The following is an 11,924-nucleotide window of genomic DNA, read 5'->3' on the forward strand; positions in this document are numbered from 1 at the left end:
GCAATCCGCCGAGTCGGTGCGGATCCGTTGATGATTCAAGGATCCCGCGACGCCGGTTCACCCGCGCGGGTTCGTGCGTTTCGTCGGCGTCGCGGTGAGCGGGTCTTCGGGCCACGGATGCCGGGGGTAGCGCGCTCGAAGGTCGGCGCGCACTTGGGGGTACCCCTGCTGCCAGAACGAGGCCAGATCGCTGGTGATCGCGACCGGGCGGCGGGCGGGAGACAAGAGGTGAAGGACGACCGGGACACGGCCGTCTGCGACGGTCGGTGTCCTGGTCCAGCCGAAGACTTCCTGCAGTTTGACCGCGAGGACCGGCGGCTCGGCGCCGTCGTACGCCAGCCGCACTTGGGAGCCTGACGGGACCTCGAGCCGTTCCGGTGCGAGTTCGCCGAACCGGGTCGCTGCCGGCCAGGGCAAGAGGCGTTGGAGCGCCGACCTCACGTCGATCTGGGCAAGGTCGCGGGCGCCGCGCACCGAGGCGAGCTCGACACCCAACCAAGAGTCCAGATCGGCCAGCAGTGCTTCGTCCTCGACCGCGGGCCACGGCGCTCCGAGATGGGCGTGGCAGAACGCGAGCCGTTCCCGCAACGACACAGCAGCCTCCGACCAACGCAGTACGGTCAAACCGCTGCGCCGGATCCCCTCGCGGACCGCCGCCTGGACGAGCACGGGATCGGGATCGGCCAGCGGGACGTCGTTGAGCACGATCGCTCCAAGCGTCTCGACCCGGCGCGTGATGATCCGGCCGTCCTCCCAACGGATCCGGTCGGTGGTCGAGACCAACTCACCGGCGAGGTCCCGGGCGGTCCGCTCGTCGATCGGCGCCGCGGAGCGGATCCTGGCGTCGGCGCGACCAGGAGCTCGGTCGGCGGCCGCGATCGCCAGCCACGTCGTACCACGCAACGGCGACTGCGGATCGAGCGCGGCGCCCGTGCCGTTGGCCATCTGGTACGACGTCGAGTCGGCGCCGCGGGTCCGCGCGATCCGATCCGGATACGCCAGCACCACCACCATCCCCACCGCGAGGTCGTCCGCCACCCGGCTGTCCATTGGTGCCGCCCATGGTTCGCCGCGGTCGAGGCGTCGTACCTCGTCTCGCCAGCGAGCCGTGGCGCCGCGATCGTCGCCGCGGCGCAGGGCCCGCAAGCGCGCCGGCAGATCGTTGCCGACGTCGCGGCCGGAGTCGTCGGAGAGCATCGCAACAATCTCGCGGGCGCGGTCCGGACCAACGCGCGGCGCCCCGTCCAGCAGCGCACGCGCCAACCGGGGATGCGTCGCGAGGGCCGCCATCCGCCGGCCCCTCGGAGTGATCCGGCCGTCTTCGTCAACGGCGCCGAGGCGGCGCAGCAACTCGGTCGCCGCGGTCATCGCGACGACCGGCGGGGCGTCCAGCAGCGTCAGACCGTCCCCACTCGGCGCGCCCCACGCCGCGAGGTCGAGCGCGAACGCCGCCAGATCGGCGGTGGCGATCTCCGGCGCCGGATGATCGTCGAGATGCGTGTGATCGGTAGCGGACCAGCAGCGATAGACCCGGCCCGGCGCCTCCCGCCCGGCGCGACCCGCTCGCTGGTCGGCCGACGACTTCGACACCCGGCAGGTGACCAGCGCGCCGAGGCCACGGGACTGATCGGTGCGCGGCTCCCGGGCAAGACCCGAGTCGACCACGACCCGAATCCCCGGGACCGTCAGCGAGCTCTCCGCGACCGACGTCGTGACCACGATCCGGCGGGTCGCGGTCGGTGTCAACGCCCGGTCCTGCTCCGCCTTCGACTGACGACCGAACAGCGGCAGTACGTTCAGATCTGCCAGCCGGCGCGTCACACCGTCGATCTCGCGCTCCCCCGGGACGAACACGAGGATGTCACCGTCGTCCTCGGTCCAGGCCCGCCGTACGACGGCCGCGACGTGATCCAGCAGGCGCGGATCGACCCGCCCACCGGGAAGTAGCGGCACGGGGATCGCTGGCGGGGTCCACTCGACGGCGACGTCGTACAGCGCGGCCGACGCGGTGATCACCGGGGCCGGACCGTCGCCGCTGCTGAGCGCGCGGCTCAGCCGAGCTGTGTCCGGGGTGGCCGAGGTCGCAACGATCGCCAGGTCGTCGCGGAGGTTCGTCCGGATGTCGACGCCGAACGCGAGCAGCAGATCGGCGTCGAGGTGCCGCTCGTGGCACTCGTCGATCACGATCGCTGCGACGCCCGGCAGGTCGGGGTTCTGTTGCAGACGCCGTACCAGGAGCCCGGTCGTGACCACTTCGACGCGGAGTCCGCGGCCGCCGCTACGTTCGCCGCGCATCGCGTAGCCGATCCGACCGCCGAGCGGTTCGCCGACCAGCGTCGCCAGTCGGCTCGCGGCCGCGCGGGTCGCCAGCCTCCGCGGCTCGGCCACGACGATCGTGCCCTCGAGCGCGTCGCCCAGCGCGAGCGGCAACAGCGACGTCTTACCGGATCCGGGCGGTGCTACGAGGACCGCCGTACCGTGCGACCGCACCGCCTCCACCGTGGCAGGCAGAACCGCCCGCACGGGCAGATCAGCCCCAGGCACCGACGAATCAGGCAGCAACACGCCCCGACGCTATCCGACCGGCACGGCCGTACTACGCCACGGGTTTGAGCGCGCGCGTGGCGAAGTACCCGGGCAGCCAGCCGGCGGTGGCGTCGGAATGGTGCGGGGCTTCCTCGAACCCGGTGATCACGAAGCCGGCGGCGAGCTGCCCGCCGAGCTGCTCGGCCATCGTGTGGCTGTACTCGAGCGGCGCGTCGGCTCCCCAGAGCCGTTCGCGTTCCTCGGCCGGGACGTGCGTCAGGTCGCTGTACGGCAGGCGATGGCGGACGATCAACTCGCCGCGGGTGTCCAGTGCCTCGTTGTCGAACAGATACACGTCCGGGTTGAGGAATCCGCACAACAGGCTGCCGCCCGGCCGCAGTACCCGGAAGCATTCGCGCCACACAGGTTCGAGTTCCGGCACGAACAGGTTGGAAACCGGGTTGAAGACGAGGTCGAACGAGGCGTCGGCGAACTCCGACAAGTCGCGCATGTCCCCCAGCACCGTGCGCAGTTCCAGCCCTTCGCGCTCGGCGACAAGCTGATCCTGAGCGAGCTGCCGCGGCGAGTTGTCGAACACCGTGACTCGCGCACCGGCCGCGGCGAGCGTCGGCCCCTGCTGCCCACCACCGGAGGCCAGACAGAGAATCTCCACCTCCGCCAGATCCGCGGGGAACCACGCCCGGTCGACCGGCCGGTACCCGATCAGAACAACCGACCAATCACCGGCGCGAGCCCGCGCGACAGTCTCGGCCGACACCGGGCGCGACCACTCGTTCCCGCTCTCAACCTGAAGGTCCCACGCCAAGCGATTGTGCGCCACCGGATCAACTGTCACCCGCCTACCGTAACTCTCCCGGACGACCGGCCCCAGTGCGACGTACACCGACGCCGGCGCGGCCGCAGATCATGGTTGTTGCGCACCAGGTTGACGAGCAGTTACTGCCACTGGATCGGGCCACGGCCTGAACCCGATCGGACTCACCGGTTGCCGTAGACAAGGTCCGCGAGAAGGTTCTGCCACTGGTCCGGCGTCGGCTCGCTGAGCAACCTGGTTTTGCGGCCCGCGATGATCATGCTCCGGCATTCCGTGTCCAGACCTTCGATGCGGGTCGAGCGGATCTCCCGGTGGGTGCGAAGTTCGTACACGCGCACCTGATACGTCGCGCGCAGCATCGGCAGGGTTTCGGTCGCGGCGATCCCACCGGGGCCGTACGCACAATCAGTCGCACCGGTTCTCTCGTTCGCCGAGATGAGTTTCAGACAGGCGACGAGCTGGACCTCGCTCGCCTTCTCCGGGTCCGACGGTTTCCACGTCGTGTTGCCGTCCAGAAAAACCGTCTCGTGCTGCAGTACCGCGTCCTCGTCGTCCTTGAAGATCGCGATCGGATGCGGACCGCTGCCGGCGTACGGCTTCGCGTCTTCATACGTCTTGCCCGCGCACGCGTCCACCAGGTCGTACGGCCGGTCCGGCAGCCGCCCCATCCACCACTCGACGACATACAACCCACCGGCGGCCAGGACCGCGATCACCACGATCGCCTTGAGCCACTTCATCGGTTCACGCTGACCAGGTTGCCGAGGAGCTTTCCGACCTCGTCCGCCATGAAGATCACGATCGGCTGTGGCCCGCCACCCACGTACGGCTTCGCCTCGCCGTACGCCTTGCCCGAGCGAGCCTTGTCGAGCTCGTCCGCCACGTCAGGCCTCCGTCCTTGCCACCAGTACACGAGAAGCACCGCCCCCCAACACGACCGCGAGCAGCGTGAGCCACCTGGTCGCCCGTCCTTCGACCACAGCCGCTCCCTCGCGAACTCACCGGCAAGTCGAGTTCAAGCTAGCGCGGGACACCTCATCGAGTCAGTGCATGGCAGCTACCGGACATGTCATGGGTTCAGGGTGATGTCGATCGTGTGGTGGCCCTGGAGGGACGCTGGTACGCCGAAGACCTGGTTGGGCGAGCCGTCGACGGCGAAGGCGCGGATGACGGTGCCCGTGCCGCGAAGAGTCACCGTCAGCACGGCGTCGCGGTACCGCAAGCCGCTCAGTGTGACCTCACCCCAGCCGGACGGGAGGGACGGCGTGAACGTGAGACCGCGGTCGTCGAAGGTCATGCCGAACAGTCCGGTGTGCATCATGTCGATGAAGGCGGTCGCCGACCACGTCTGGTCCGGCTCCGAGGCCCAATGGCGTTTCAGTACGCCGCTCGCGCCTTGGTGGCCGCCGTCGACCGCGCCGGTGTTGCCGTTGTAGATCTCCCAGAAACCGCCGCTGTTCCTGACCAGCTCCGCGAGCAGCCTGGTCTCGGTCGCGAACTCCTCGACCTCGCCGCGACCCGCCAGCGCCTTCGCCCAGAGCCCCTGCACGAGCGGCCAGACGATCCCGTTGTGCCGCCCAGGTTCAGCGTCCGAGTACCGCGCCCAGTGCGGATAGGTGTCAGGCATCCCCCAGGTCATCCGCTGCGCGTTCGAGATCAGCGCACTGGCCTGCACCTCGTCGGCGATCCCGAACAGCAGCACGAACGCGAGCCCTGCGCCTTCCTGGTAGACACCCGGCGTGCCGTCGGCCCTGAGCTCGTAGTTGTAGCTGCCGGTCTGCGGATTCCAGAAGTACTGGTTCACCGCCTGCTTGATCGCCGCCGCCTTGCCGCGGTGGTCGTCTCCCGGTACGCCGAGCACGTCAGCCATGTCCGCCGCGCGCGTGTAGGCGGCGTAGTACAGCGCGTTGGTGCTGAGGTACATGCCCGACACGACATCCGGGTACGACGTACTCTCGCTGCCGAGCGACTCGCGCGCGTCAGCCGTCGGCGCCGGGAAGCCGGACACGCCGTCGTTGAAGAACGACGGACCGGTGAACAAGCCGTACTGCTCCGAGCGGCCGAAGACCGTGGCCTGCTCCCGGAACGCCAGCGTGTTCGTGACGACCTCGTACGCACGCGCCAGGAACTCCCGGTCGCCGGTGACCAGATAGTGGTGCCAGGCGCCGACCACCCACACCACCTGGTCCCACTGCTGACTGTCCTGCTGCACCCTGAGCTTGCCGTCGGCATCCTTCTCGACGACCGCCCACAGGGTGTTCGCGGCCAGCTTCGGCGCCAGCAGGCTGGTGGCGTTCCAGCTGTTGATCGTCGCGTCCCGGGTCCACGGCTGCTCGTAGCCGCCGCCGGCGCGGACCATGCCGACCGCCGGATCCATCAGCCCGCTCCGGGCGTAGATCGCGCCGAACGGGACGGTGTTGGTCTTCAGCAGGTTCTCGAGCGCCACCTCGTACGTCGTCCCGTAGAGCGCCTGGCTCTCCGGATTCCCGAACTGCAGCGTCGGCCACGAGTCTGTTGTCGTCATCCGCCCATTCCATCAAACCCGACCCCGAACATTCTCCGCCGGTGAGGCAACCGCATGCTGGCGCCAGGACTCGTGCAAGGAAAGGGGTCGACTCTGGGGAACGTCAGGTGCCGGTTTCGCGGTGGAAGGCTTCGACGGCGGTGGGGAGCGTGTAGAACACGCGGTCAGGGCCGAGGCGGTCGAGGAAGCCGGCCGCCTCGAGGTCGTCGCGAAGATCCTGCTTGACCCGCGCGAGCGCGAGCACGATGCCCCGGGCGGCGAGCTCCTCGCGGAGGGTGTCCAGGGCGTCGATCGCCGTGATGTCGATCTCGACGTTGGCCTCCGCGTTCAGAAGCAACCAGCGCACCGGCGCCGGAGCATCGTTCACCGCGGCCAGTGCCCGCCGATGAAAGTCATCGGCGTTCGCGAAGAACAACGGCGAGTCGTACCGGTACACCACCAGACCGGGTACGGCGCGGGCGTCCGGGTAGTCGTCGATGTCGTGCATACCCGCGATACCAGGCACATACCCGAGGATGCCGTCGTGCGGCCGCGCGACCCGGCGCAGTACGTCGAGGACCGACAACCCCACCGCGACGAGGACGCCCCGCAAGACACCGAACGTGATCACCCCGAGGATCGTCGCCAACGCCAGCACCAGCTCGCTGCGGCGGAACGACGCGATCCGCTTGAACTCGGGTACCTCGATCAACCGCAATGCGGCGTACACCACCAAGGCGCCCAGCGCGGGGATCGGGAACGTCGAGAGCAGCGACCCGGCGAACAGCAAGGTCGCGAGAATGGCTCCTCCGGCCGCGAGCGAGTACACCTGGGTCCGTGCCCCGGCGGCATCGGCGAGGGCGGTCCGGCTGCTGCTGCAACTGATCGGGAACCCCTGCGCCACGCCGACCGCGACGTTCGACACTCCCATGACGAGAAACTCCCGGTTGGGATCGATCCGTTCGCCGCCACGGGTCGCGAACGCCCGGCCGGTCAGCACGGTGTCGGTGTAGCCGACGATCGCGACTCCCACAGCTGGGAGGAACAACTGCGTCACGTCACCCACGCTGACATCGGGCCACTGGAGCCCCGGTAGCCCGGTCGGCACCGCGCCGACGACGGGCACCCCATGACCGTCCAGGCCGACGGCCCAGGTCACGAACGCGGCGACCGCGACCACGATGATCGGACCAGGCAGCCGAGGCGTCCAGCGCGCGAGCGCCAGCAGTGCCGCGATCGAGAGCACCGAGAGCACCACCGGAGCGACCTGCCACTCGCCGATGAGCGTCATCGCGGACCACAATTCCGTCGCCGGTGAATCACCCTCGACTGGCGCACCGGTCAGACGCCCGAGTTGGCTGGTGATCATGATCGCGGCGATACCGGCCATGTAGCCGACGAGCACCGGCTTCGACAGCAGGTCGGCGAGGAAGCCGAGACGTGTGGCCCACGCGATCAGGCACACCGCACCTACCACCAGGGCGAGCAGGGCGGCCAGTCCGGCGTACCGGGCCGGATCGCCGCCGGCCAGCGGAGCGATCGCGGTGGCGGTCAGCAGGGCGGTCGTCGATTCGGGGCCGAGCGAGAGAAGTCGCGAAGATCCGAGGAAGAAGTACAGCACGATCGGTGGCAGCGCGGCCCACAGACCAGCGACGGCCGGTAGCCCAGCCAGCTGCGCGTAGGCCATGACCTGCGGCACGAAGTACGCGGCGACCGTGAGCCCCGCGACCACGTCCGGTCGCAGCCAGCTGAGCCGGTACGCACGCAGCGTCGCGATCCCTGGCACCGAGAACGTCATCACCTGGCCCCCGAACAGCGTCGGTCCCCCCCAAGGCCATTCTCACCTCACCGACGACCGCGCGACACAACCCGCGGACACAACCGGCGGTACAACAGCCGACACAACAGCCAGCACAGCAGTTGGCACAGCAGTCAGGACCGAGGGCCTGGCGGAGTCAGGGCCTTCGACCGCGTCCGCGGTCGCCGCCGGGCGGCAGCGTGGTGAGTAGGAACGAAACGATCGCCGGTCGGAGATGGCTTCGATGACAGCACGCCACGGCATGACCAATCCGCTGACGTCCGCCGCACTCGGCGTCCTGCTGAACGCTGCCGACGTCGCCCCGACGCTGCAGGTTCCTCGCGCATGGCGCATCGAAATCGACGGCAACCTGCTCGACATCTACCTGGACCACACGCGCATCGCGGGCGATCCCGACGCGCGGGTCCAGCGGATCGCGACCGGTGCCACGATCTTCAACCTGCGCTGTGCCGCCGCCGCGCTCAGCTACGACAGCTGGGTCAGTCTGTACCCGTACCTCAGCAATCCGACGCTCGCGGCCCGCATGCTCGTCCAGCCCACCGGCCTGCCCGATCAGGAGCTGCAGCAGCTGTACACGGCGATCCTGTCGCGTCACCTGGTGCGCCCGCCGACGCCTCCCGATCAGCGAGTACGGCGCCTGCTCGAACGGGCCGCCGCGCTCGAGGACGCTCACCTGACCTGGCTGCCGGTCGACGAGCTCGCAACCGTCGTAACCCGCGGCGCCAGCCCGTCGGACCAGATCCAGGCCGGCGTCGCCCTCGAACGCGTCCTGCTGACCGCGACCGCGCACGACATCCGCGCCGATTGCCTCAATTACACCCTGATCCGCTTCGGCGAACAGTCGGGCTCCGAAGCATCCACCCAGGAGGAGGCTGGTGATGACCATCGCGGTTCCACTCCCCGTCGCGGCCGGTGACGAAATGCGTCGCCTGGCGGCGTTCCACCGCGACGTCCGCTGGACCGGCACGATCGAAGCCGACGGCATGGGGCCCGGCAGTCCGGCGATGTCCGCAGTCGGCGAGGGCCGGCACCACACCATTCAGGACGGTCTGTGGATCGTCGGCGACTACCAGCAGGACCAATACCTCACCGACGGGACCTTCGTCCTCCGCTGGGACCTGCACTGGGTGGCCGGCTGGGATCCGCAAGCCGGCGAATACCGCGCCTCGGTGGCCGACAACTACGGCCATGTCGAACTACTGTCCGGCAGCATCGCTGGCGACACCCTGACGTTCCGGAGCATCGGCGACCCGCCCGTCCGGCTCCGGCTCACCTGGCAGCTCGTCGACGACGGCACGATCACCTGGCGCAACGAGGTCTCCGTCGCGGGACGCCCGTACCAGCTCGTCGAGACGTACCACTGCACGACGATCCGCTGAAGCCAACAGCCATCCACTGAAGCATCGGCCGTCCGCTGAGGCCAAGCGGCCCCTCCTCGCCAGCCGGAAGCCCTTCCAGGTCGGGACCCTGGCCCGCAGCCCGAGCGGCCAAAGGCGGCGATGCTGGGAAGTGAAAGGGGTGGAGGTCGTCATGAGCACACTGCGGGCGGAAGTCGATCAGTGGGAGCGCGAGCTCCAGCAGATCGCTGAGAGCAGCCTGGCCGAGAACTGGTTCCTGGAAGAGCGACGGCTCGCCGAAGCTCAGTACACGCTGGCCGCATTCCGCGGTCGCATCCTCCCGTTGCTCGACGCGCAGCGCACGTACGACGCGATCGTCGTCGACGAGATCGAGCACCTGCTCAACAGACTCGAGGACCTGCGCAACGACCTGTTCAACACCGTGCCCACCGTCCAGTCCCACCTCGAGGTCGCCGAGACCGTCGCCGCGCTGCGCGCCCTCGGCCAGGTAGCGCTGCGCTTCGAGCGGACCTACGAAGACGCCTCCTGAGCGTCCTTACCTCCTGGGCGCGACAGGCACAGTGACCGGCATTGCGCTCAGATGTCGAGTTGGTGTTCGCGCAGCCGCGCCCGCGCTTCGTCGAATTGCTCGGCGGTGATCTCACCGGCGGCGAAACGGCGTTCCAGAATGTCCAGCGGCGACGGCAGCGAGCGCGGCGGCTGCCGGCGGGTCCGGCCGATGATCACGACCGCCGCCCACGCGGTGCCGCCGAGCACGAGGGCCCACAAGACCAGCGCCGCGATCCACCAGAACATCGAAGCGCCCATCGTGTGCATCATCGTCGGTCACCCTCCTTCGGGCGGACGTGTGTCGAGCCGGTCACTCGCTGGGGTGCTGGACGAGGATTTCCTTCAGGCCGTCGATGAAGTTCAGCGAGTCGTCGTACCCGCGCTGCCAGACGTTCCGGCCGAAGATCAGCCCCAGCCCGCCGGCGTCCATCGCCTGCTCAGCCTTGCGGTACATCGCCTCGTCGCCGGCCCGCTCGCCGCCGGACACCAGCACCAGCGTCCGGTTCGCCGAGCGCACCACATGATCGATCGCCTGCTGCGGCGAGAAGATCTCCTCGTACGGCGGCCTCACGTGGTCGCGCCGGTCCGGACGCGGGAAGTTCACCTTCACCACATCCGCACCCAGCTCGCTCGCCACCCGTGCCGCGTAGTCGACGGCGTAGAACGAGTCCTTGCCGCCCTTCGCCTCGATCGCCTCACCGCGCGGGTACGCCCACACGATCAGCGGCATCCCGAGCCGCTGCGCGTCGGCGCGAATCGTCCGGTACTGGGCGAAATCCGCCTCCTGCGCGGGCGAACCGACGTACAACGTGTAACCCACCGCGTCGGCCCCGAGCCGTACGGCGTCCTCGACACCGGCATGCACCGGCGACAACGCCGCCGCGTCGGACGGGATGTCGGTCTTGCCGTTCAGCTTGAGGATCAGCGGGATCTCACCGGCGTACTCCCAGAAGAACTTCTCCGCCAGCCCGATCTGGATCGCGACGCCGTTGAACTCCCCGGCGACCGCCAGCTTCATGATGTACCGCGGATCCGACGCCTCCGGGTTCGCGAAGAAGTCCCGCGGTCCGTGCTCGAGGCCCTGGTCGTACGGCAGGAACAACGCCGTCCCGTTCCGCAGACCGTAGTCGAACAGGATCCTGCGCAGCCGGGCCTTCTTGCCGATGCTCAGGCCGAGCTCGCTCAATGCTGCACGCTTCTGCATGATCGTCACCCCCACGTCACAGTGCGGCGGCGACGAGCTCGGTCAGGTCCAGCAGGCGGCTCGTGTAGCCCCACTCGTTGTCGTACCAGCCGAAGACCTTGACCAACCGGTCCTGGACCTGGGTCAGTTGCGCGTCGAAGATGCACGACGCCGGGTCGCCGACGATGTCGCGGGACACGATCGGATCCTCGGTGTAGCGCAGGATCCCCTTCAGCGGACCGGCCGCTGCATCGGCGAAGACCCGGTTCACCTGCTCGACGCCGACCGCCTCGGACACCTGGACCGACAGGTCCGTGAGCGAGCCGTCCTCGACCGGCACCCGGACGGCGACGCCGTCGATCTTGCCGGCCAGCTCCGGAATCACGAGCCCGACCGCGCGGGCGGCGCCGGTGCTCGTCGGGATCAGGTTGGCGGCGCCGGACCGTCCGCGCCGCAGGTCCTTGTGCGGCGTGTCGAGCAGCACCTGGTCATTGGTGTAGCTGTGGATCGTCGTCATCATGCCGTGCTCGATCCCGAACGCCCGGTGCAGCACCGACACCATCGGTGCCACGCAGTTCGTCGTACACGAGGCGTTCGAGATGACGTCATGGGTCGCCGGGTCGTAGTCGTCCTCGTTGACACCCAGGACGACGGTCGCGTCCACGTCCTTGCCCGGCACCGACAGGATCACCTTGCGTGCCCCGGCCGCGAGATGTGCCCCGGCGGCTTCGCGGGTGCGGAACTTGCCGGTCGACTCGATCACGATGTCGACGCCGACCGCGGACCACTCGACGTCCGCCGGCTCCCGCACCGCGGTCGCCCGGATGCTGTGGCCGTCGACCGTGATCACGCCCTCGCCCCAGCCCACTTCCTGCTGCAGGGGACCGTACGTCGAGTCGTAGCGGAGCAGGTGCGCGAGTGTCGCGGGCGCCGCGACGTCGTTGATCGCGACCACCTCGATCCCGCTGGATCCGCGGTCGAGCAGACACCTCAGATAGTCGCGCCCGATGCGTCCGAACCCGTTGATCCCCACGCGGACAGCCATGATCTCCCCTTCGGCCGATGGTTTCCTCGCTTCCCATCCATCCATGCCGGCGCGGCGCCGAGCAGGGCCGAAGGTCCCCGCTCCGGTGTCCTTCGGTCCATGCAGC

The 11,924-nt window shown here is 69.0% G+C and carries 12 protein-coding genes; 3 read left to right on the forward strand and 9 right to left on the reverse strand.

Annotated features, from left to right (window positions below):
* Window positions 1–57: 57 nt before the first annotated feature.
* The 6 genes from hrpB to AB0B82_RS13595 form a co-directional block, all read right to left on the reverse strand.
* Window positions 58–2,565 (reverse strand): ATP-dependent helicase HrpB, encoded by a 2,508-nt coding sequence (hrpB, locus tag AB0B82_RS13570; protein ID WP_360166483.1) that lies wholly within the window; start codon window positions 2,563–2,565, stop codon window positions 58–60.
* Window positions 2,566–2,596: 31 nt separating this feature from the next.
* Entirely contained in the window at window positions 2,597–3,382 is a 786-nt protein-coding gene (locus AB0B82_RS13575) for a methyltransferase domain-containing protein (RefSeq protein ID WP_360166486.1), read from the reverse strand.
* A gap of 143 nt (window positions 3,383–3,525) precedes the next feature.
* Window positions 3,526–4,101: a hypothetical protein gene (locus AB0B82_RS13580; RefSeq protein WP_360166489.1), complete on the reverse strand. Its 576-nt coding sequence runs from the start codon at window positions 4,099–4,101 to the stop codon at window positions 3,526–3,528.
* A complete protein-coding gene (locus AB0B82_RS13585) occupies window positions 4,098–4,244 on the reverse strand; it encodes a hypothetical protein (protein ID WP_360166492.1) in 147 nt (48 codons plus the stop codon). The genes AB0B82_RS13580 and AB0B82_RS13585 overlap by 4 nt, the downstream gene beginning before the upstream one ends.
* Before the next feature lie 186 nt (window positions 4,245–4,430).
* Window positions 4,431–5,885 carry a glycosyl hydrolase family 65 protein gene (locus AB0B82_RS13590; RefSeq protein ID WP_360166495.1) on the reverse strand — a complete coding sequence of 485 codons (1,455 nt, stop codon included), beginning with the start codon at window positions 5,883–5,885 and terminating at the stop codon, window positions 4,431–4,433.
* 103 nt (window positions 5,886–5,988) lie between these two features.
* The gene (locus AB0B82_RS13595) at window positions 5,989–7,662 is read right to left on the reverse strand and encodes a SulP family inorganic anion transporter (protein WP_360166498.1); all 1,674 of its coding nucleotides are present in this window, start codon (window positions 7,660–7,662) and stop codon (window positions 5,989–5,991) included.
* Between the two features lie 244 nt (window positions 7,663–7,906).
* On the opposite strand from AB0B82_RS13595, the gene AB0B82_RS13600 reads away from it, so the two are divergent.
* The 3 genes from AB0B82_RS13600 (at window position 7,907) to AB0B82_RS13610 (ending at window position 9,570) form a co-directional block, all read left to right on the forward strand.
* Window positions 7,907–8,599, forward strand: a complete 693-nt coding sequence (locus AB0B82_RS13600) for a hypothetical protein (RefSeq protein WP_360166501.1) — start codon at window positions 7,907–7,909, stop codon at window positions 8,597–8,599.
* On the forward strand, window positions 8,562–9,062 hold the full coding sequence (locus AB0B82_RS13605) for a DUF1579 family protein (protein WP_360166504.1): 501 nt from the start codon (window positions 8,562–8,564) through the stop codon (window positions 9,060–9,062). Before AB0B82_RS13600 ends, AB0B82_RS13605 begins: the two co-directional genes overlap by 38 nt.
* Before the next feature lie 151 nt (window positions 9,063–9,213).
* Window positions 9,214–9,570, forward strand: coding sequence for a hypothetical protein (locus AB0B82_RS13610; RefSeq protein ID WP_360166507.1), 357 nt, complete (start codon window positions 9,214–9,216; stop codon window positions 9,568–9,570).
* A gap of 47 nt (window positions 9,571–9,617) precedes the next feature.
* Here AB0B82_RS13610 and AB0B82_RS13615 read toward each other — a convergent pair whose 3' ends face one another.
* From AB0B82_RS13615 to gap, 3 genes are read right to left on the reverse strand one after another with little or no spacing between them, the layout of a single operon-like run.
* Entirely contained in the window at window positions 9,618–9,860 is a 243-nt protein-coding gene (locus AB0B82_RS13615; RefSeq protein WP_360166510.1) for an SHOCT domain-containing protein, read from the reverse strand.
* A 40-nt stretch (window positions 9,861–9,900) separates the two neighbouring features.
* On the reverse strand, window positions 9,901–10,794 hold the full coding sequence (locus tag AB0B82_RS13620) for a fructose-bisphosphate aldolase (RefSeq protein ID WP_360166513.1): 894 nt from the start codon (window positions 10,792–10,794) through the stop codon (window positions 9,901–9,903).
* Between the two features lie 16 nt (window positions 10,795–10,810).
* Entirely contained in the window at window positions 10,811–11,818 is a 1,008-nt protein-coding gene (gene gap, locus AB0B82_RS13625) for a type I glyceraldehyde-3-phosphate dehydrogenase (RefSeq protein WP_360166516.1), read from the reverse strand.
* Window positions 11,819–11,924 lie beyond the last annotated feature (106 nt).

The sequence above is a fragment of the Kribbella sp. NPDC048915 genome, from assembly GCF_040649595.1.
Taxonomy (GTDB): Bacteria; Actinomycetota; Actinomycetes; order Propionibacteriales; family Kribbellaceae; genus Kribbella.